Below are 20,553 nucleotides of genomic sequence, written 5' to 3'. Positions count from 1 at the left end.
GATGCAGAAGTACTTACTATTGTTAGCTTTTTTGCTAGGAATTAATATCACAGCTCAGCAAAAAACTTTTTGCAATCCCATTAATATAGATTATGGCTATACTCCGTTTGAATCTTTTTCTAAACAGGGTAAACACCGAGCTACGGCAGATCCGGTGATTGTGAATTTTAAAAATAAGCTGTTTCTTTTTTCAACCAACCAGGAAGGATATTGGTATAGCGATGATATGCTGGACTGGAAATTTGTCAAAAGAAAATTCCTTAGAGACAATAAATATATCCATGATCTGAATGCACCCGCAGTTTGGGCAATGAAAGATACTTTGTATGTTTTCGGATCTACATGGGAACAGGATTTCCCGATCTGGAAAAGTACAAATCCTACCAAAGATGACTGGAAAATTGCAGTGGATACTTTAAAAGTAGGAGCATGGGATCCTGCTTTTCATTACGATGAAGACAAAAACAAACTTTATTTATATTGGGGATCAAGTAATGAATGGCCGCTTTTAGGAACGGAAGTAAAAGTTAAAACGTTACAGTCAGAAGGGTTTGTAAAGCCCATTATCAAATTGAAACCGGAAGATCATGGTTGGGAAAGATTCGGGGAATACAACGACAATGTTTTTCTGCAGCCTTTCGTGGAAGGAGCCTGGATGACCAAACATAATGGCAAATATTACATGCAGTATGGAGCTCCGGCAACTGAATTTAGTGGATATTCCGATGGGGTGTATGTAAGTAACAATCCCTTGGAAGGCTTTGAATATCAGCAGCACAATCCATTTTCTTATAAACCGGGTGGTTTTGCCAGAGGGGCAGGACACGGAGCGACCTTTGAAGATAATTATAAAAACTGGTGGCATGTGTCAACGATTTTTATTTCCACTAAGAATAATTTCGAACGAAGATTAGGAATCTGGCCGGCCGGTTTTGATAAAGATGATGTCATGTATTGCAATACGGCTTACGGGGATTACCCGACTTATCTTCCACAATATGCCCAAGGAAAAGATTTTACTAAAGGCCTTTTTTCAGGTTGGATGTTGTTGAACTATAACAAACCTGTCCAGGTTTCCTCTACTTTAGGGGGGTATCATTCCAACTATGCGGTGGATGAAGATATCAAAACATATTGGAGTGCCAAAACTGGTAATGCAGGAGAATGGTTTCAGACGGATCTGGGAGAAGTCTCCACCATTCATGCGATTCAGGTAAACTATGCAGATCAGGATGTGGAGTTTTTAGGAAAAACATTAGGGAAAATGCACCAATATAAAATCTACGGATCCAATGACGGCAAAAAATGGCATGTGATTGTAGACAAAAGCAAAAATACCAAAGATGTCCCCCACGATTATATTGAGCTGGAAAAGCCTGCCAAAGCAAGATTTTTGAAAATGGAAAATCTGAAAATGCCTACAGGAAAATTTGCATTAAGTGGTTTCAGAGTGTTTGGAAAGGGTGATGGAAACAGACCTGGCAAAGTTCAGAACTTTGTTCCGTTAAGAGCTGATCCTAAAAAATATGGGGAAAGAAGAAGTATCTGGATGAAATGGCAGCAAAACTCAGATGCGGATGGATATGTCATTTACTGGGGCAAATCTCCTGATAAATTATATGGAAGCATCATGGTATACGGAAAAAATGAATATTTCTTTACCGGGGCCGACAGAACGGATGCTTATTATTTCCAGATCGAAGCTTTCAATGCGAATGGTATTTCAGAACGAACAGAAGTTGTAAAATCAGAATAAGTAAGAAACGCTTTGAACCTTTCAAAGCGTTTTATTTTTGATCAAGAAGGTTTATAAATTCGGATATATGGTTAATTAAAAAAGCGGAATGAGGCTCCTTAAGCCATTCAACATGGTTTCCATTAAATTCAAAAGATTGACGGGGTACTTGATGTTGATCTAAGGTAGAATCCAAAATAGCTTTTTGAGATGAAGGGATTATAGCGTCTTTCATTCCATAAAAAGAAAGAGTAGGAGCTGAGGTTTTTCTGATCCAGTGTACAGGGCTCGCCAGTTCATTCATAGAAATAGTATCGGAAAGAATTTCAGGATCTACTAAATGATTTTCAACAAAAGAATAATCTTCGTAATTTTTAAAATTTGAATCTGACAGATCGGAAGGTCCTACAATATTAATCACTGCTTTTATCTTTTTGTCCTGATCATATTGGTATGCATATAACATCGATAAATGCCCGCCTGCACTATTGCCAAGTAAAATAACATCAAATTTATATTGTAATTTCCTTTCTAAAAACAGGATCGCCTGATGAATATCTTCAGTCTGATTAGGTAACGCATACCGAGAGCTGGAAGCCAGCCGGTAATTGATATTGGCAAAAATACAGTCCGGAAACTTTTTCATTAATGAAAATATAAAGGAAGATAAGATCGATTTGTCTCCGCCGCGCCATCCACCACCATGAACGATAAGAAAAACGTTTTTTATTTCTTTTCCATCATTAGGAATGTATAAGTCCATTGTTTGTTCCGGATCTTTTCCGTAACTGATATTAACCTGATTTTCAAAATGGACCCTTTTATCAATCTCAATTGTTTTCTTTTTACAACTCATCATCATTGCAGCTATAAAAAGAAATCCGAATATGAATCTTAAAAATCTCATCATCATAAAGGTAAAAAAACTCACTGATTGCTCAGCGAGTTTTCGTACAAAAATAAAAATATGAAGAAATGATTGTTTTTTATCTTGTTCTGTTTTTAATGTCATCAGAAGCACTTTCAATGTCTCTTACTTTTTTCACTTTCTGGTTTCCGAAGTTATACGTAATGCTCACAGTCATGTTTCTTCTGTATTGGTCGTTTCTGATGTAGTTATAGTTTCCGGAGCTTTGGTAATCTTCAATTTCCACCATATTGGTTCTGAAAACATCATTGACGTTTACGGCAAAAGTCCAGTCGTTCCAGTTTTTCTTTAAGCTTAAATCAAGGCTCATCAGGTTTTTCAATAATCCAAGCTCAATTTGTTGCTTGTCTACGAAGAAATAATTAACTCCAAGGAACCATGTTTTCTTTTTATCCAACCGGATCGTGTTATTGGTTTGAATCACCAAACTTGTAGATTTTGTGTTGTTCGTATACATATCAAAAACCTGTCCTGTTGTCGGGTCTGTATTCAACGTACCGTCATTGATGTTATGCTGAACTCCGATGTTGAAATTAGTCGTTAAATATTGTTTAAAGAATGTTTTTTGCATTCCTACCATTGCAGACATTTCCTGTTTTGTTCCGAAATTGGTTCTGATATAGGCAAGCTGCACCTTTTCAATACCATTTTCCATATACTTTCTCTGTAAAGGAACCTGTGTAATTACATCTTTGAATAATGAATGATTGAGGATCAGGAAGTAAGAATTCTTATACATATACGTTAATTCCTGATTGTAGGTAGAAGACGCTTTTACAAAAGGATTGTTTTGCGTGTAATTATCTTCCGTGATATAATTTTTTACAGGATTCAGTTCCCAGAAGCTTGGTCTTCTCATTCGGCTTGAGAATGAATAGGAGATGTTATTCTTGTCATTGATCGCATAGTTGAAGCTCAGATAAGGCAGGAGGTTCTTATAATCTCTATCAATTCTCTGATGACGTTGTGCTTCCACAGGATTTTGAGGATTATCTGCTGTTCCTAAACTATTGGTGATCTCATATCTTGTCCCTACTTTTCCTGAAAACTTGTCTGAAAATTTCTTTTCAAAGGTCACATACAGACCATAAATGCTTTCATCATAAATAAAATGATTGAAATCCAGTTTCGGCTGAACATTAGGAATCGGATTACCATCTTGATCTACGAACTGATATGTATAGTTCTTTGTATCGTTGTCTGTTTTTGTTTTGTTAAAGTTTCCTCCCGCAGAGAATGTAAAATCATTTTTAAACTTTTGTACGTAATCTACAGTACCTGAAAAGTTGTTGATGATCTGAGGAATATCCTGGATAATCTTTTTTCCTGTCAGAGAAAAATCATTCATTGCTCCCGGAAGCATGGTGTTGTTATCAGAATACTGAAATCTTTTATAATTGAGATAAGCTGCATTTACATTCAATTTGCTTCCAAGAGAATCCAGTTTCAATTCATAGTTGAGGTTCACTGAGTTATTATAATTGCGGGCATTCTCTTTATTTTTGGTGCGGGTATAATCTGTAGAGATCAGATGACCATTATTGTCATATTGAGTGATCTTGTTCAGCAAATTGATGGTAGAATTATAACTTCTGTTGGCCCATGAATTCCAAGATAATGCTAAATTGCTTTTATCCGTAAGCTGATAATCCACATTTATATAGCCTCCTATATTTTTATTTGGATCATCAATATCTCCTGTTGACTCATTTTTAACCTTATCTGTTCCGTTTCTTAAAATATAAGTCTGTGGCTGAATATTTTCTGCACCATTTAAGTTGGCATTGATTCCTAATTTATCCTTTCTATAATTAAGGGAGAAACTTGCTGAGCTTGAATTATATTTGTTCTGGCTATTAGACATTCTCATATTACCGCTGGTTCCGTCACTCATCTTTTTCTTCAGAACGATATTGATGATTCCATCTGAAGATTCCACCTGATATTCACTTCCCGGAACCGTAATGACTTCGATCTTCTGAATATTTTCTGCGGGTGTGTTCTTCAGGAATTGCACCAAAGATTCTGCATCCATATTGGTTTTTCTTCCATTGATATAAATTAAAGCATTGTTTTTTCCTGCAATCTTTAATGTTTTATCATCAGTAGTAGACAGAAGAGGAGTCTGCTTCAATAAATCGAAAGTAGTATTTCCTTTGGTTACAGGAGAAGATGCCACATCATATACAAAACGGTCACTTTGCTTTTTGAAAACCTGTTTTGTGAGAGTTACTCCTTCAATATGTTGAACACCTTCATTATTAGGGGTTTTTATTGAGTCCGGTTTATTTTGTTGAGCGAAAGTTAGTCCGCTGAAAAATAGAGCTGCGATGAGAATTGGCGTTTTCATGACTTTTAATTTATTAATAGCTTGTATTTGTTATTATTTAACATTGCAAAGATATATAATAATTTAAGTATCTTGCAATACAAAGTAGTAAAAATAATTTTATACTCAATTTAACTTATTGATTTTCAGCTAATAAAAATTAAGTTGAAATTTTACTACGATTGACTTGTTACTTAATTAGACAATCTTAGCTCGTGATTTGTTACATGCTGAACTTAAAATTTAAAAAAAATGATAAAAAAGCATAAACTGAATCTATCGTATGTGTTTTATGATTAATTTAGTGAAAATCAAAAAATTAATAATATATGAAACACATTTACTCCTTATTTTTAGTATTATTTGTATTATTTTCATGTAAAAGTGATTATTATATAGATGAAGAGAACACTACTCACCCTGAATCCAATTTCAACTTTGGAAATACGGCTCAAAAAAACTTTCAGGGACAGGTGATCGCTACCAACGGGACTCCGGTTTCCGGGGCAACCGTAACCATTGGAACGAGTACTGTACAAACCAATTCGAAAGGTCTGTTTACCATTAAAAATGCCCAGGTTAAAGAAAATTTTGCTTACATCAAAGTGAATAAGGCCGGCTACGTGAATGCATCAAGAGCATTGGTTCCTACCAATGGAGACAACCGAGTGAACATTATGATGATTCCTGTGACAACAACAGCCACTATTGCTTCCGGAGCTACAGCTACAGTTTCTTTACCGAATGGAACAAAAGTGAAATTCGACGGAAGTTTCAAAGATGCAAGTGGAAATGCATATAGCGGAAATGTAAGTGTTGCTTTATTTCACTTAAGCCCGTCGGATCAGTATCTGAATGAACTAATGCCCGGTTCTTTTCTGGCGACCAATTCCAATGGGAATGCCAGGATCATGGAAACCTATGGAATGTTGCATGTACAGCTTACCGGAGCTTCCGGACAAAATCTCCAGATTGCGAGCGGACATACGGCAGAAGTGACTGTACCATTGGATCCTGCACAAACAGCAACTTCACCAAGTACGATTCCTTTATGGTCCTTCAATGAAGAAACAGGAATCTGGCAGGAAGAAGGCGTTGCTAATAAAGTAGGAAATACGTATGTAGGAAATGTAAGTCATTTCTCATGGTGGAATTGTGATGCCCAGTTTGCTCAGAGTATCTTGAAAGTAAACGTTAAAAATGCTTCCGGACAACCTGTAAGCAACATAAAAATAGGCTTGAAAAGAAATAGTCAGACGTATGAAACGTATGCTTTTACAGATAATTTAGGTGTGGCTTCAGGGATTGTCCCAGCCAATGAAACACTTACTATGAAAGTGTATGATGTTTGTAATACGGTGATTTCTACAACGACGATTGGTCCTTTTGCCCCAAATTCTACGACTACGCTACCGGATATTGTAATTCCTAATGGGAATACTTATACAATTAAAGGAACATTGAAAACCTGTTCCGGAGCGGATGTCACCAATGGCGTTGTTGCTTTAAAATTTGCAGGATCAGCAAGCTACTTTCAAACAATTACTGCCTTAGTGACAAACGGAGCTTTTACCATTAATACACCGGCATGTTCAAGCAGTCAACAATTTATTCTGGAAGGATTTGATCTTACCAATCTTCAAACTTCAGGAGAAATCAATTTTATTGGAGTATCTCCGGTTACCAATCTTGGAAATATCCCGGTTTGTACTACTGTAAGTGAATTCGTCTATTATCAAATTGATGCTCAGCCCGTACAGCAATGTATCTTAGGTTTCAATGCCAGTCTGGATATTAATATTCTTAATATTAATCATTATCAAAGCCCAGTTGGGGTAAATACCTATTTCAATTTTCAATCCACCGGGGTAAATTCAGTGGGAACATATACTACAGGATTTACAGTAATGACAAGCCCAAATATTCCCGTTCCTGCGCAAGGTAATAACCTGACTTTACAGGTAAATCATTTCGGGGCAGTAAATGATTATATAGATTTTACGATCAATGGGACCTATACTGATTCGTCAGTCAGTCCAGCAGTAACAAGAACACTGTCTGTAACAGGGCATGTAAAAAGAGATCACTAATATAAAAAGGGGCTTTTTAAAAGCCTCTTTTTTATTCTCTGTCGAATTTAGCTAATGTTTTATCCACCCAAATTGTAGCAAATGGGAAAAATGCTGCCAGTAAGGCATAAACAAAATCTTCATCATCCCATTCAAAGATTTTTCTTGCAGGTAAGCAAAGCAGAAGATATAATGTAAAGAAAAGGCCATGGATATTTCCTACGGCAATAATGAAAATGGTTGAAAGAAGCCCTTCTTCATCATATCTTTTCCAGACCATGGCAATACCATAAAGCAATAGACAGGAAATGGCTTCTGCAATACAAATTTGTTTAAACCATTTGATGATTTTTTCCTGGGGATATTTTGAGAAAAATTTATCGATGAAATTCATGATACGGTTATGAGTAAATTCTAAAATCTAATTTCTAACATCTAAGTTATTTATAAAAACTACTTCCATCCAAATATTCGAAAACTTCTGGAGGAAGCATAGGACGTACATTTTTCCCCTGTTTGATCATATTTCGGATCTCCGTTGCAGAAAGTTCTATAACCGGGGCTTTCACCAAAGATATATTCTCATGCTGTAAATATTCCGAATCTTTTTTCTCACCGTCAAAAACTCTCGGGTATACAATAATATGATGATTTTTAATTAAAGTCTCAGCATTTTTCCATTTATGAAGGCTTCCGAGATTATCCTCTCCCATAATCAGGCTGAAAGAATAATCAGGATATTTTTCATGAAGATAAGTTAAAGTATCGATCGTATAGCTAGGTTTTGGCAGTGAAAACTCCACATTCGAAGCCCGCATTTTAGGATAATTTTTTACCGCAAGCTGTACCATATCAAGCCTGTTGTGGTCTTTCAATAAAGATTTTTTATCCTTAAACGGATTCTGTGGGCTCACTACAAACCACAATTCATCCATATCCGAGTTTTCTAAAATATAATTCGCTAAAATTATATGACCAATATGAATAGGGTTGAAGGATCCGAAAAATAAACCAACTTTTTTCATGAAATAGAATTAGGATTCAGGAATCAAGAGTGGAAATCAATCCCTGAACTTTACGTCCTTTATATTTAAATAATGTGTTACATTTCCTTTCCAGTGATTCTCTTCTAAAGTAAAGGCAATATCAAAATTTTTATTCCTGAAATCTTCAGCAAACTGTCCTAGTTTAAAGCCTACACATTCTATATTTCTACCTGTAGATTCTTGTTTAATGAAAAATTTCAGGTGATTGTTATCTTTACCCATTGTTTTTACATATCCTGAAACTTTCTGATTCGTTAAAGTAAGAATAGGTTTCATATTATGAGGACCAAAAGGAGCTAGTTTCCTGTGGAAGTTAATAAACTCTCTGTTGATCTCATCAATTTGGATTTCAGAATCTATCGTCACGGAAGGTTCCTTCTGATGTTCTTTGATCTTTTCCGAAACAATTTTTTCAAATTTCTCTTTGAACGCTTCAAATTTATCCTTTTCCATGGAAAGCCCTGCCGCGGCATGATGACCACCGAATTTCAGGAAATATTCTGAGCAAAGATCCAATGCTTCGTGAACATCGAAGTCAGAAACAGATCTTGCGGAAGCAACCATTTCTCCATTATTACCGTCCGTAAAAACCAAAGTAGGTTTGTAATAAGTCTCAATAAGTCTTGAGGCTACAATTCCGATAACACCTTTGTTCCATTCAGGATGATAAACGATCGTGGTATGTTTGGTTTCCTGTTGAGACTCAATGATCTGGTTTAAAGCTGAAAGCGTAGAGTTCATATCCAGCTCACGTCTTTCATCATTGAGGTTCATAATATCATCAACAATTTGATGAGCATGCTTCAAATTGTCAGAAACCATTAACTCTACAGCTGCTTTTCCGTGAGAAATTCTTCCTGCAGCATTAATTTTAGGGGCAATTTCAAAAACAATATTCGAAATTTCAAAATGAGAAAGCTTATCTTCAGGAATTAAGAGTCTTAATCCCATATTTCTTGTCTTCCTCAATGTTTTCAGTCCCATTTTTGCTAAGACCCTGTTTTCTCCGGTCATAGATACAATATCAGCAGCAATCGAGATGGCTAGGAGATCTGTAAGTTCAAATAATTCGGCTTCAGGAATTTTATAAATGGTATTCAATCCCTGACATAATTTGAAACCCACTCCACATCCGGATAATTCTTTAAACGGATACCGGCAATCACTTCTTTTAGGATCCAGTACAGCTGCTGCATTAGGGATTTCTTCCCCCGGAAGGTGATGGTCACAAATAATAAAATCAATACCCAGACTTTCTGCATAGTTCACCATATCAATGGCCTTAATTCCGCAGTCTAAGGCAATGATTAAAGAAAAACCATTGTCTTTGGCAAAATCAATTCCTTCTGTAGAAATTCCATATCCTTCCGAATTTCTGTCAGGAATATAATAATCAAGATATTTTTTCTCAACAATTTTGCTGAGGTATAGGTACATTAATGCAACGGCGGTAGTGCCGTCTACGTCGTAGTCGCCATATACCAATATTTTTTCTCCGTTTTCAATGGCAGTAGCAATACGCTCAACAGCTTTCTGCATGTCGGCCATTAAAAAAGGGCTGTGTATATCGTTAAGGTTTGGTTTGAAAAACTCTCGGGCCTTCTGATAATTGTCAATTCCTCTAAGAACGAGAAGTTTAGATTCGAAAGTTCCAAAACCAAGTGACGAACTTAATCTGTCTACAATTTCCTCATCAGGTTCGGGCTTATAAATCCATTTTTGACTCATTTCACAAAAATAGGGAATTATATTTTAAAAAGTAAATAAGTATAAAATAAAAAAAACCGTTCAAGTTTTGAACGGTCTGTCTATTTAAGAATACATTTTCTCTCTTAATTCTTTTACCTTCTTATCTGCCAGGTATTCATCGTAAGTCATTTCTCTGTCGATAATTCCGTTAGGAGTCAATTCGATAACCCTGTTACAGACAGTCTGAAGCATTTCGTGGTCATGAGATGCCAATAAGATATTTCCTTTGAAGTTGGATAAAGAGTTATTCAATGTAGTGATACTTTCAAGATCCAGGTGGTTCGTAGGCTCGTCTAATAAAAGAACATTAGCTTTCTGAAGCATCATTCTGCTGAACATACATCTCATCTTTTCACCTCCTGAAAGAACTTTACAAGATTTTAAAGCTTCATCTCCTGAGAATAGCATTCTTCCCAGAAATCCTCTTACGAATTCTTCGTGACGCTCTTCATCATTTTTCGTGAATTGTCTCAACCAGTCAACCAGGTTGATATCTTCCTGGAAGAAGTTGGTGTTATCTAGAGGCATGTGAGATTGGTTGGTGGTAACACCCCATGCAATTGTTCCTTTATCAGCTTCAGTGTTTCCAGCTAAAATTTCAAAAAATTCTGTGATAGCTAAAGAGTTTTTTGAAAGTACTGCTACTTTATCTCCTTTTTTAAGATTTAAATCAATGTTAGAGAAAAGCAATTCTCCGTCTTTTGTTTTTTCAAGACCTTTTACATCTAAGATCTGATCTCCCGCCTCTCTTTCCATTTCGAAAATAATAGCAGGATATCTTCTTGAAGAAGGTTTGATATCATCGATGTTCAATTTATCGATCATTTTCTTTCTTGCGGTTGCCTGTTTAGCTTTAGCAACGTTTGAACTAAATCTTGCGATGAAGTCCTGAAGTTCTTTCTTCTTTTCTTCAGCTTTTTTGTTAGCCTGAGCTCTTTGTCTTGTCGCTAACTGAGAAGCCTGATACCAGAAAGAATAGTTACCTGTATAAAGGTTAAGTTTAGCATAATCTAAATCTCCGATATGCGTACAAACCGTATCCAGGAAGTGACGGTCGTGAGAAACCACGATTACCGTGTTTTCATAATCCGCAAGGAAATCTTCTAACCAGGAAATGGTATCGATATCAAGGTCATTCGTAGGCTCATCCAGAATCAATACATCAGGATTACCAAAAAGAGCCTGAGCCAAAAGGACTTTTACTTTATCCTTATTCTCAAGTTCGCTCATCATTTGCCAATGCATATCTTCTGAAATACCAACATTTGAAAGCATTGTCTGAGCATCAGATTCTGCAGTCCATCCTCCCATCTCATCATAAATCACACCAAGCTCACCCGCTTTAATACCATCTTCATCAGAGAAATCTTCTTTAGCATACAATGCATCCATTTCCTCTTTTATCTCGAATAATTTCTTGTTTCCTCTCAAAACAGCTTCAAGAACAGTATATTGATCATAAGCAAAGTGATCCTGCTCCAAAACTGACATTCTTTTCCCTGGTTCCAGAGATACGTTTCCTGTAGTTGGATCTTGCTTTCCTGTTAATATTTTAAGGAATGTAGACTTTCCTGCTCCATTTGCTCCGATAATTCCGTAGCAGTTTCCTTTGGTAAACATAATATTTACCTCGTCAAAAAGAACTCTTTTCCCGAATTGTAAAGATAAGTTAGATACTGTTAACATATTGTTTTGTAAATTTGGCGCAAAAATACAAAAAGAATTTGGGTATTTCGTAATATTATAATAGTCAAGTTTTTAAATGAGAAGTATTTTTTATATATTTCATTACATTAAATTTAATAAATGCAATAGCGCTGAATGAACAATTTAGCGAAGTAAGGTGCAACTTTATTAAATTTTTACATCCATAATATATACAAACTTAAAATGAAGATTGAAAAAACAGTCAATATATTAAACAGAAGAGCCAGATTTGAGTATGAAATCATCGAAGAAGTGGAAGCTGGAATGGTTTTGACAGGTACGGAAATAAAATCTTTGCGATCTTCCAAAGCCTCTATCACAGAATCCTTCTGTCAGTTTATTGATGGGGAATTATACATTATTAATATGATGATTGATGAGTATAAATTGGGAACTTTTTACAATCACAAAACAAAAAGGGAACGGAAATTGCTGTTGCACAAAAAAGAATTGCAAAGACTGGAAAAAAAGCTAAAGGATGTAGGGAATACCATTATACCTTTAAAGCTATATATCAATGATAAGGGAAAAGCAAAGGTTTTAATAGCGTTGGGAAGAGGGAAAAAGCTTTTTGATAAAAGGGAGAGCATAAAAGATAGAGAAAATAAACGAAACCTGGATAGAATATTAAAGAAAAGTTAAAAATCATTTAAAAAACTTTGTATATAAAGAAAAATTATATTTATTTTGCATTATCAATTATTTAATCATTTAATTCTATGAAAAATCTAAAATTAGGAATTTCAGCATTGGCACTTACTGTTGCTTCTACTGTATTCGCTCAGACTACCAACAATCCGTGGTTGATCGGAGTTGGTGCTCATGCGGAAAACCATATGGCACAGAGAGGTAATTTCAGTAATACGTTCTCTGCTAATAATTTGACGAAGACAATGTTCAATGTGAACAACTTCTCTATTACACCTCCATTGTCTAAACTAACAGTTGCTAGAAATATTGGTAAAGGTTTAGTTATCGACTGGCAGACTTCCGTAGGAAATGTTGATAATAAGAGATTCAACATGGGGAAAGAATTCTTCCTTATGTCAGGTCTTGGTTTCCAAGCTAAGGCAGCAGGTCTTTTGTGGAATGAAGAGTCTTGGTTTGACCCATATTTAAGAGTGGGTGCTAACTATTTAAGACATGACTACACTGATCTTACTTTCCCAAGAACTGATGCTAATGGAGAATTGATCTCTAACGGTGAAAACGGAAACGAAAATGGTAAAGCTAACTTCTTTACAGTTTCTACTGGTGCTGGAGCTAACTTCTGGTTAACTAAAAACTTCGGTCTTGGTATCCAAGGAGATTATGTTTCAACTCCAGGTGATAAATCTACAGTAGCTAACTTCTGGCAAGCTTCTGCATCTTTGAACTTTAGATTTGGTAACAGAGATAGAGATAAAGATGGAATCTTAGATAAAGATGATCTTTGTCCAGATACTCCAGGTTTACCTGAGTTCCAAGGATGTCCTGATACTGACGGTGACGGAGTTCCAGATAAAGACGATCAATGTCCAGACGTAGCAGGACCAGTTGAAAACAACGGTTGTCCTTGGCCAGATACAGATGGTGACGGTGTTATCGATAAAGACGATGCTTGTCCTACAGTAGCAGGTCCAGCTGAAAACAACGGTTGTCCTTGGCCAGATACAGATGGTGACGGTATCTTAGATAAAGACGATGCTTGTCCTACAGTTCCTGGTTTACCAGAATACAACGGATGTCCTAAGCCTAAGACACAAACTGCTATTGAAGTAGAGAACGAATTCAAAAACGTTTACTTCGACTTCAACAAAGCGACTATCAAGCCAGAATCTAAAGATGCATTAGACAGAGCTGCTGCTCTAATCAACAAAGATGGTGGTAACTATCTATTAGAAGGTAGAACTGATGCTAAAGGATCTGAAGCTTACAACTTGAAACTTTCTAGAGAAAGAGCTGCTGCAGTAGTTGCTGCCCTAGATGCTAGAGGTGTAGATGCTAACGCTCTTAAATCAGTAGGTGTTGGTGAATCTAAAGCTACAGTTTCTGAAAAAGCTTCTGACGCTGAAAGACAAGTTGACAGAAAAGTAGTTGTAAAAGCTATTGAAAGTGCTGATGAGTGGAACGCAATCAAGAAAAAAGATTACGAAGATGCTCCAGTGAAAAAGGCTACTAAAAAAGCTCCGGCTAAGAAAAAAGTAGTTAAAAAGAAAAAATAATTAATTTTTCTAAATAATAAATACCTCCAAGTTTTTGGAGGTATTTTTTTTTCGTTCACTTTTAAGTAATTTTGTCGAAAATTTAAAAAATAAAATGGGAAGAGCATTTGAATATAGAAAAGCTTCTAAAATGGCCCGTTGGGATAAAATGGCCAAAACATTCTCTAAAATTGGTAAAGATATAGCCTTGGCTGTAAAAGCAGGTGGTCCAGATCCTGAATCTAATCCGGCATTGAGAAGATGCATCCAGAATGCGAAAGGAGCCAATATGCCGAAAGATAATGTAGAAAGAGCTATCAAAAAGGCAAGCGGTGCTGATGCTGAAAACTACGAAGAAGTTACTTACGAAGGTTATGGACAGGGTGGAGTAGCATTTTTTGTTGAATGTACCACAAATAATACAACAAGAACTGTTGCTAACGTAAGAGCCGTTTTCAATAAGTTTGACGGTAACCTTGGTAAGAATGGTGAACTTGCATTTATCTTTGATAGAAAAGGAATTTTCAATATAGATTTATCTCAAATTAAAATGGATTGGGATGATTTTGAAATGGAAATGATTGACGGGGGTGCAGAGGAAATTGACAAAGACGAAGAGGAAGTAATGATTACCACAGCTTTCGAAGATTTTGGTTCTATGTCTCATAAATTAGATGAATTGGGAATTGAAGTGAAAAGCGCAGAGCTTCAAAGAATTCCGAACAATACAAAAGAAGTAACCGAGGAACAGTTCAAAGCAAATATGAAAATGCTTGAACGTTTTGAAGAAGATGATGACGTACAAAACGTGTATCACAACATGGAAATTACAGAAGAGTTAATGAACTCTCTATAAAATTAACATAACATTCATATATAATTCATTTTCAATTAGTTTCTTTGCGTAAAACTATGAAAAGAAACGTTGAATTAGTAGTAATATCGGATGTTCATTTGGGAACTTATGGATGTAAGGCTAAAGAATTACTAAGATATCTGAATTCAATTCAACCTAAGACCTTAGTTTTGAACGGAGACATCATTGATATCTGGCAATTCAAAAAGTCTTACTTTCCTAAACCCCACCTGAAAGTGATCAAGAAGATCCTTTCATTAGCCACTAAAAATACAGACGTTTATTACATTACCGGAAATCATGATGAAATGTTCCGGAAGTTTACCGATTTCGAACTGGGTAAATTAAAAGTCTGCAACAAGATTTGTCTTGATATTGATCACAAAAAAACCTGGATTTTTCATGGGGATGTTTTTGATGCTTCTGTACAGCATTCCAAATGGATTGCCAAATTAGGCGGGAAGGGATATGATCTGCTGATCATGATCAATAATGTTGTGAATTGGTTCTTAGAAAAAATGGGTAGAGAAAAATATTCCTTTTCGAAGAAGATCAAGAATAATGTAAAAAAGGCGGTAAAGTATATCGGTGACTTCGAAATGACTGCTTCTGAACTTGCTATTGATAATCATTATGATTATGTAATCTGTGGACACATTCATCAGCCTCAGATCCGGGAAGTAGTCAACAAAAAAGGTTCTTGTACTTATCTTAACTCAGGAGACTGGATTGAAAACCTTTCTGCATTGGAATACCACAATAATGAATGGAAGATATTCTATTATGACGAACATAAACATTTGTTGAAAGACGAGGAGGTTGAAGAGATTAAAGAAATGGATACGTCCGAGCTTTTGAAAATTGTAACTAACTTTTCCCAATGAAAATCCTTTACGCATTCCAGGGTACCGGGAACGGACATATAGCAAGAGCTCAGGAAATAATTCCTATTCTTAAAAAGTATGTGTCGGTAGATACTTTGATCAGCGGCCACCAATCTCAATTAAAGGCTGATTTTGACATTAATTTCCAATTTAAAGGTATTTCCCTTCTTTATAACAAAACAGGCGGTTTATCCTATCGCAAAACGTTTACAGAAAATAAATTCATACAAGCTGTAAGAGATATCAAAGCATTGAAGCTTTCTGATTATGATCTTATTATTAATGACTTTGAACCATTAACAGGATGGGCTTGTAAACTCAAGCAATTACCCATGATTGAATTGAGTCATCAGGCGTCAATGAGTTTTAAAGAAACCCCCAAGCCTGAAAAGAAGGATTTTTTCGGGGAGTTAATTTTAAAATACTATGTTCCCAGTGAGAGAAAAATAGGCTTTCATTTTGAAAATTACCACCCACAGATCAAAAAGCCGGTTATTCGTAGAAAAATCAGGAACCTTAATCCGGACAAAAAGGGATTTTATCTGGTGTACTTGCCCAGTTTTTCCGATGATAATATCATCAAAGTTTTGAAACAAATCCCGGTTGAATGGAAAGTGTTTTCCAAATACAGTAAGCTACAGTTCAGAGAAGGAAATGTAGAAGTATTCCCGATTGATGAAACCCAATACCTGAAATATTTTGAAAACTGTGAAGGTATTCTGTGTAATGCAGGTTTTGAAACTCCCGCCGAAGCACTTTTTATGGATAAAAAACTATTTGTTATCCCTATACATAATCAGTATGAGCAGGAATGCAACGCTTGTGCCTTAGATAAAATGGGAATACCGAATTCCAAAATTTTAGCATTGGAAGAAATACAAAACTGGGTAGCTTCCGATCATCATTTACAGGTTAATTATCCGGATGATATTGAAAAAATTCTTGTTGAAGAAGTTCTAAAGATATAAAAGCATTACATAATAAAACAGGCAGGATAAAGTTATTATAGAACTAACCTATAAAATCTTTAATATGAAAAAATTAAAAATGCTTCAAAAGCCCCTTTCCAGAAATGAATTGAAAGAAATTTCGGGAGGAATTATTATTGCGTGCTCAAAACAATGCTGTCCTACAGACGGAAGACCAAGATGCCCGGGAATTTATTGCCCGGATGTAGTGTGTCCACAATAGTTTTAAAATAAAAAAGTTCTCTTTGGAGAACTTTTTTTATGATTTAATTTCTGATAAAAACGTCGTCTACATCACTCATTCTCATCATCACAGATCTGGCATAAGAACAGTGCGGATATACTTTCCAGTTATTTTCCCGGGCAAATCTGATGGCTTCTTCCACCAAAAATTTTCCCATTCCCCTGCCTTCAAATTCAGGATGCACCAGAACGAAAGAAATGATAAACCTGTTTTCTTCAGGAAAAATAGTATAAGTAAGTCTTCCGACTTCTTTGATTTCATTATTTAAAGTAAGAACACCGCCGTTCCCTGATTTATTGTTTTCAAATTTCATAATCCAATCATTATCTATTAAAGATACGAAAATTTATTAATTGTCTTTTCCTGTATAGTAATTGTAATCTTTGATCACAATATTAATGAACTGTCTTTCCGTCATTTTGGTAGGATCTATTTCAAGTTTTAAAATCCCTTTGATCTTGTCGGAAAGCCTGCTGATGATCTCCCTGTCATCCACCCGTAATGCTTTGGTGTAATTGTCTTTAATAATCCTCATGTCATTATCACTTAAAGCAATAACCTGAGGAAAAGACGGAATGTAATCTTCATGAATGTTCTCTAAAATAGTATGCGAAATAGTAATGCTGTTCTTCAAAGAAATGACAGCAGTTCCTGAAGCAATGTCTCCTAAACGCTGATTGTTTTTAGAAACGATCATAGAAATTAAACCAATGACTCCGGCGAAAGAAGTATCAATGATCCTGAAAATCCAGCGGATCATATAATCTCCGAAGCTGGCTTGGTATCCATCGATTTTCACCACACGTATCTTCATTACTTTTTTACCGGGAGTTTGCCCTTCCATTAAACTTTCCAGGACAACAGGATAAATATAGACAGGAAATGTAATCGCAATATAAATGGCAATAACAGACCATTGATCCATCCCGGATAAAATATACCCCAGATCAAAAACATTGAAGAATAAATAAAATACAAGAATTACATAGGCTACCTTGATCAGGAGATCTATGATGAAAGCAAGCATCCTTTCTCCAACACTGGCAATGTTGAAATTAATATTTACATTTTGTGAAGTATTAATCGCAATTTGAGACATAATTTTTATTATTTTAGCCTATAGATTATGAGAGAAGTTTATTTCATAAAACAAAATAAAGAAAAATGGCTGGGAATTGAACAGGTTATTCAAGGGAAAATTAAAAAAAATCCGGATGACCTGTCTTCGTTGTACATTAATCTCATTAATGACCTTTCATTTGCCCAGACCTATTACCCTAAAAGTAATACAACGGTCTATCTGAACCACCTGTCTTCACAGATATTTCAGAAAATTTATAAAACGAAAAGAGTAGAAGAGAACCGGATTCTGTATTTCTTCAAAACGGAAGTTCCTTTGTTAGTCTATCAATACAGAAGATATTTGCTGTATGCTTTTCTGTTTTTCATCCTGTTTACTTTAATTGGAGTGCTTTCTGCAGTCTATGATAAAGAATTTGCTACCATTATTCTTGGTGAGGGTTATGTGAACGAAACTATTGAAAATATCAAGAAAGGAAATGCTGTAGGTGTTTATCAACAAGGATCAACATGGGGAAGTACGATCGGAATTATTTTCAATAACATCGGTGTCGGAGCAAAACTTTATATCTATGGCGTTTTTGCAGGAGTAGGAACATTGTATGCCTTACTATCCAACAGTGTGATGTTAGGCTCCTTTCAATACTTTTTTTACGATTACGGAGCATTGAAAGACAGTGCAAGAGGAATCTGGCTTCATGGGGTCTTTGAGATTTTCTCTATGGTAGTAGAAGCGATGTGCGGGTTGATTCTGGGAGCATCTATTCTGTTTCCAAGAACATTTTCCAGATTCAATTCTTTTAAAAACGGTTTTAAAGATTCTTTTAAAATATTTTTGAGTACGATTCCTTTCACAATTTGTGCAGGAATTATTGAAGGCTATGTAACAAGACATGCCTTAAAAATGCCTTTGATGCTGAATCTGATCATTATCTTCGGATCATTGGCGATCATTGGCTTTTACTACTTTGTATATCCAACTATTGTTCATAAAAAACTAAACAACCAAATCAATGATGCAGTTTTATAAGAAAAGAGATTTTGGCACTTTTATAAGTGACAGCTTTAATTTTTTCAAATTATACGGAAAGAATTACTTTAAGAATTATATATTAATCAACGGGTTACTGTTGATTCTGATGGTCGTAGTATGTATATTCGGATATAGAGAACTTTTTTCACAGGTTTTCGGATCTAATCTGAGTGGAGAAGGCCGTTATTTTGAACAATACTTCGAAGAAAATATGGGGATGTTTATTGGTGTCGGAATCCTGACTTTCTTCCTTTTTATCATTCTGATGATCGTTAATTATCTGTACCCTGTTTTTTATCTAAGAAGACTTGCCCAGGGGCAGGAAAAAATAAAAACCGATGATATTCTGAACGATTTTAAGAGTAATGTAGGCAAAATTGCTATTCTTTGCCTGGGAATGATCTTTATTGTAGCACCGTTGACAATCTTAATATTTGGAATTTCTGCTGCATTGATGGTGATTGTTATAGGATTCTTTCTTATCCTGCTCCTTTATCCGGTGATCATCAATGTCACTACATTCCTGATGTATGATTTTTTTAATACAGAAAGAGGCTTTTTTGAAAGCTTAAGCTACTCCATAAGAGCACAGTTTTCCTATACCAATGGAAGAGAAAGATCTCCGTTTTGGAAATATTGGGGCGCAACCATTATCATTTTTATCATTCTATATATCATTTCAAGTATTTTCACTTCTATTCCCATGTTTTTTATGTATGGAACTCTTCTTACGACTCCTCCGGATGGAAATTTCGAGCAGAATCCGTTTGATGGAACATTTGGAATATTTTTCTTTGTGATGTATGGGATTTCGATGCTTGTTTCCCTTTTTCTTTACAATTTAATGTATGTGAATGCCGGATTGATGTATTATGACAGCAGGACAGACCTTCATCAGAAAGTGGAGCTTGCCGAAATAGAAACTATTGGGATCAATGAATAAACGGTTTCTTGTTTTCTTATTATATCTCCTTTCCTTTGGAACAACGGACGCTCAAAATGCCCCTGAACCAGTGGTGGAAGAGTATGTGGTGGATTCATTGAATGAAGGATACTATAAAAATATGTATCCGGCAGACTCTATTCTCAAACAAAAACCGGTTTCGGAAAATACTGTTTATCCGAAAAAATTTAAGGAAAACCTTCAGTCAAGATATAAATCAGAAGAATTTGATTATTCTACCTCAAAACCAAGAGAATCTTTCTGGCAGAAGCTTAAGCGGAAAATAGCTCAGATCCTCCAAAGCATTTTCGGAGATACGGTTTTTACGAAATCAGAGAAAACCACAGGAGTTATGATTCGTCTTTTTGCAATCATTCTTGTTGGGTTTCTGCTTTATTTTATAGTGAAATACCTCCTGGGAAAAGATGGCAATTTTATCTTCGGGAAAAAGAATAAGAAGATAGATATCCATGAAGAAGAGCTTCACGAAAATATTCATGAAATCAATTTTCCGGAAAGTATTGCCCAATTCGAGAGAGCTGGAGATTATCGTTCGGCCATCCGCTATCAGTTTCTTTTTGCCCTGAAAAAGCTGAGTGACAAAAAACGGATCAACTGGAATCCTGAAAAAACCAATAAAGACTATATCGCAGAATTAAAGCCGGGACCTTTAAAGGATGAGTTTTTTAATTTGTCTTATATATTCGATTATGTTTGGTATGGAGAGTTCAATATTGATGAACAGGCTTACCTGAAGTTTAAAAATCAATATCAGTCGTTCAAACCATAAATTACTTTG

At 35.5% G+C, this 20,553-nt stretch carries 19 protein-coding genes; 11 read left to right on the top strand and 8 right to left on the bottom strand.

The features are described from left to right. Position 1: 1 nt before the first annotated feature. Positions 2-1,756, top strand: coding sequence for a discoidin domain-containing protein (locus tag EGI05_RS14070; RefSeq protein ID WP_123264373.1), 1,755 nt, complete (start codon positions 2-4; stop codon positions 1,754-1,756). Positions 1,757-1,787: 31 nt separating this feature from the next. Here EGI05_RS14070 and EGI05_RS14065 read toward each other — a convergent pair whose 3' ends face one another. Beyond that, entirely contained in the window at positions 1,788-2,666 is an 879-nt protein-coding gene (locus tag EGI05_RS14065) for an alpha/beta hydrolase (protein ID WP_228428619.1), read from the bottom strand. A 55-nt stretch (positions 2,667-2,721) separates the two neighbouring features. Then, complete coding sequence (locus EGI05_RS14060; RefSeq protein WP_123263687.1) at positions 2,722-5,013, bottom strand: outer membrane beta-barrel family protein; 2,292 nt, start codon at positions 5,011-5,013, stop codon at positions 2,722-2,724. Between the two features lie 308 nt (positions 5,014-5,321). Between EGI05_RS14060 and EGI05_RS14055 the strand changes: the two genes are divergently transcribed. Then, the gene (locus EGI05_RS14055) at positions 5,322-7,082 is read left to right on the top strand and encodes a carboxypeptidase-like regulatory domain-containing protein (protein WP_123263686.1); all 1,761 of its coding nucleotides are present in this window, start codon (positions 5,322-5,324) and stop codon (positions 7,080-7,082) included. Between the two features lie 31 nt (positions 7,083-7,113). On the opposite strand, the gene EGI05_RS14050 is transcribed toward EGI05_RS14055, so the two are convergent. The 4 genes from EGI05_RS14050 to EGI05_RS14035 all read right to left on the bottom strand — a co-directional run bounded on the left by EGI05_RS14050 (position 7,114) and on the right by EGI05_RS14035 (position 11,542). Next, positions 7,114-7,455 (bottom strand): DUF3817 domain-containing protein, encoded by a 342-nt coding sequence (locus EGI05_RS14050; RefSeq protein ID WP_123263685.1) that lies wholly within the window; start codon positions 7,453-7,455, stop codon positions 7,114-7,116. A 46-nt stretch (positions 7,456-7,501) separates the two neighbouring features. Next, positions 7,502-8,086 (bottom strand): nicotinate (nicotinamide) nucleotide adenylyltransferase, encoded by a 585-nt coding sequence (gene nadD, locus EGI05_RS14045; RefSeq protein ID WP_123263684.1) that lies wholly within the window; start codon positions 8,084-8,086, stop codon positions 7,502-7,504. A 36-nt stretch (positions 8,087-8,122) separates the two neighbouring features. Continuing rightward, positions 8,123-9,835 carry a single-stranded-DNA-specific exonuclease RecJ gene (gene recJ / locus EGI05_RS14040; protein WP_123263683.1) on the bottom strand — a complete coding sequence of 571 codons (1,713 nt, stop codon included), beginning with the start codon at positions 9,833-9,835 and terminating at the stop codon, positions 8,123-8,125. Positions 9,836-9,919: 84 nt separating this feature from the next. Next, positions 9,920-11,542, bottom strand: coding sequence for an ABC-F family ATP-binding cassette domain-containing protein (locus tag EGI05_RS14035; protein WP_123263682.1), 1,623 nt, complete (start codon positions 11,540-11,542; stop codon positions 9,920-9,922). A 204-nt stretch (positions 11,543-11,746) separates the two neighbouring features. Between EGI05_RS14035 and smpB the strand changes: the two genes are divergently transcribed. The 6 genes from smpB to EGI05_RS18030 all read left to right on the top strand — a co-directional run bounded on the left by smpB (position 11,747) and on the right by EGI05_RS18030 (position 16,677). Continuing rightward, positions 11,747-12,205 carry an SsrA-binding protein SmpB gene (smpB, locus tag EGI05_RS14030; protein ID WP_123263681.1) on the top strand — a complete coding sequence of 153 codons (459 nt, stop codon included), beginning with the start codon at positions 11,747-11,749 and terminating at the stop codon, positions 12,203-12,205. Between the two features lie 77 nt (positions 12,206-12,282). Further along, positions 12,283-13,767, top strand: coding sequence for an OmpA family protein (locus EGI05_RS14025; RefSeq protein WP_123263680.1), 1,485 nt, complete (start codon positions 12,283-12,285; stop codon positions 13,765-13,767). 94 nt (positions 13,768-13,861) lie between these two features. Beyond that, positions 13,862-14,602 (top strand): YebC/PmpR family DNA-binding transcriptional regulator, encoded by a 741-nt coding sequence (locus tag EGI05_RS14020; RefSeq protein WP_123263679.1) that lies wholly within the window; start codon positions 13,862-13,864, stop codon positions 14,600-14,602. 56 nt (positions 14,603-14,658) lie between these two features. Further along, positions 14,659-15,486 (top strand): UDP-2,3-diacylglucosamine diphosphatase, encoded by an 828-nt coding sequence (locus EGI05_RS14015; protein ID WP_123263678.1) that lies wholly within the window; start codon positions 14,659-14,661, stop codon positions 15,484-15,486. Beyond that, positions 15,483-16,454 carry a glycosyltransferase family protein gene (locus tag EGI05_RS14010; protein ID WP_123263677.1) on the top strand — a complete coding sequence of 324 codons (972 nt, stop codon included), beginning with the start codon at positions 15,483-15,485 and terminating at the stop codon, positions 16,452-16,454. Before EGI05_RS14015 ends, EGI05_RS14010 begins: the two co-directional genes overlap by 4 nt. Positions 16,455-16,518: 64 nt before the next feature. Beyond that, on the top strand, positions 16,519-16,677 hold the full coding sequence (locus EGI05_RS18030; RefSeq protein WP_166668363.1) for a hypothetical protein: 159 nt from the start codon (positions 16,519-16,521) through the stop codon (positions 16,675-16,677). A 43-nt stretch (positions 16,678-16,720) separates the two neighbouring features. Here the strand turns inward: EGI05_RS18030 and EGI05_RS14005 are convergent, their stop codons facing one another. Further along, positions 16,721-17,011 (bottom strand): GNAT family N-acetyltransferase, encoded by a 291-nt coding sequence (locus EGI05_RS14005; RefSeq protein ID WP_123263676.1) that lies wholly within the window; start codon positions 17,009-17,011, stop codon positions 16,721-16,723. A 36-nt stretch (positions 17,012-17,047) separates the two neighbouring features. Beyond that, the gene (locus EGI05_RS14000) at positions 17,048-17,797 is read right to left on the bottom strand and encodes an RDD family protein (RefSeq protein WP_123263675.1); all 750 of its coding nucleotides are present in this window, start codon (positions 17,795-17,797) and stop codon (positions 17,048-17,050) included. Between the two features lie 27 nt (positions 17,798-17,824). Between EGI05_RS14000 and EGI05_RS13995 the strand changes: the two genes are divergently transcribed. From EGI05_RS13995 to EGI05_RS13985, 3 genes are read left to right on the top strand one after another with little or no spacing between them, the layout of a single operon-like run. Next, on the top strand, positions 17,825-18,808 hold the full coding sequence (locus EGI05_RS13995; RefSeq protein ID WP_123263674.1) for a stage II sporulation protein M: 984 nt from the start codon (positions 17,825-17,827) through the stop codon (positions 18,806-18,808). Then, positions 18,792-19,754, top strand: a complete 963-nt coding sequence (locus tag EGI05_RS13990) for a DUF4013 domain-containing protein (protein ID WP_123263673.1) — start codon at positions 18,792-18,794, stop codon at positions 19,752-19,754. Before EGI05_RS13995 ends, EGI05_RS13990 begins: the two co-directional genes overlap by 17 nt. Then, positions 19,747-20,544, top strand: coding sequence for a DUF4129 domain-containing protein (locus EGI05_RS13985; RefSeq protein WP_123263672.1), 798 nt, complete (start codon positions 19,747-19,749; stop codon positions 20,542-20,544). The genes EGI05_RS13990 and EGI05_RS13985 overlap by 8 nt, the downstream gene beginning before the upstream one ends. The last annotated feature ends 9 nt before the right edge of the window (positions 20,545-20,553 follow it).

Origin of the sequence: Chryseobacterium daecheongense, from assembly GCF_003729955.1 — a bacterium.
Classification (GTDB): domain Bacteria; phylum Bacteroidota; class Bacteroidia; order Flavobacteriales; family Weeksellaceae; genus Chryseobacterium; species Chryseobacterium daecheongense.
This window is presented reverse-complemented; position numbering and strand designations above follow the sequence as displayed.

Bases quoted from the DNA above. Each gene is read 5' to 3' on its own strand.
- EGI05_RS14070 (WP_123264373.1), top strand. From the start codon at position 2: ATGCAGAAGTACTTACTATTGTTAGCTTTTTTGCTAGGAATTAATATC.
- EGI05_RS14060 (WP_123263687.1), bottom strand. From the start codon at position 5,013: ATGAAAACGCCAATTCTCATCGCAGCTCTATTTTTCAGCGGACTAACT.
- EGI05_RS14055 (WP_123263686.1), top strand. From the start codon at position 5,322: ATGAAACACATTTACTCCTTATTTTTAGTATTATTTGTATTATTTTCA.
- EGI05_RS14050 (WP_123263685.1), bottom strand. From the start codon at position 7,455: ATGAATTTCATCGATAAATTTTTCTCAAAATATCCCCAGGAAAAAATC.
- nadD (WP_123263684.1), bottom strand. From the start codon at position 8,086: ATGAAAAAAGTTGGTTTATTTTTCGGATCCTTCAACCCTATTCATATT.
- recJ (WP_123263683.1), bottom strand. From the start codon at position 9,835: ATGAGTCAAAAATGGATTTATAAGCCCGAACCTGATGAGGAAATTGTA.
- EGI05_RS14035 (WP_123263682.1), bottom strand. From the start codon at position 11,542: ATGTTAACAGTATCTAACTTATCTTTACAATTCGGGAAAAGAGTTCTT.
- smpB (WP_123263681.1), top strand. From the start codon at position 11,747: ATGAAGATTGAAAAAACAGTCAATATATTAAACAGAAGAGCCAGATTT.
- EGI05_RS14025 (WP_123263680.1), top strand. From the start codon at position 12,283: ATGAAAAATCTAAAATTAGGAATTTCAGCATTGGCACTTACTGTTGCT.
- EGI05_RS14020 (WP_123263679.1), top strand. From the start codon at position 13,862: ATGGGAAGAGCATTTGAATATAGAAAAGCTTCTAAAATGGCCCGTTGG.
- EGI05_RS14015 (WP_123263678.1), top strand. From the start codon at position 14,659: ATGAAAAGAAACGTTGAATTAGTAGTAATATCGGATGTTCATTTGGGA.
- EGI05_RS14010 (WP_123263677.1), top strand. From the start codon at position 15,483: ATGAAAATCCTTTACGCATTCCAGGGTACCGGGAACGGACATATAGCA.
- EGI05_RS18030 (WP_166668363.1), top strand. From the start codon at position 16,519: ATGAAAAAATTAAAAATGCTTCAAAAGCCCCTTTCCAGAAATGAATTG.
- EGI05_RS14005 (WP_123263676.1), bottom strand. From the start codon at position 17,011: ATGAAATTTGAAAACAATAAATCAGGGAACGGCGGTGTTCTTACTTTA.
- EGI05_RS14000 (WP_123263675.1), bottom strand. From the start codon at position 17,797: ATGTCTCAAATTGCGATTAATACTTCACAAAATGTAAATATTAATTTC.
- EGI05_RS13995 (WP_123263674.1), top strand. From the start codon at position 17,825: ATGAGAGAAGTTTATTTCATAAAACAAAATAAAGAAAAATGGCTGGGA.
- EGI05_RS13990 (WP_123263673.1), top strand. From the start codon at position 18,792: ATGATGCAGTTTTATAAGAAAAGAGATTTTGGCACTTTTATAAGTGAC.
- EGI05_RS13985 (WP_123263672.1), top strand. From the start codon at position 19,747: ATGAATAAACGGTTTCTTGTTTTCTTATTATATCTCCTTTCCTTTGGA.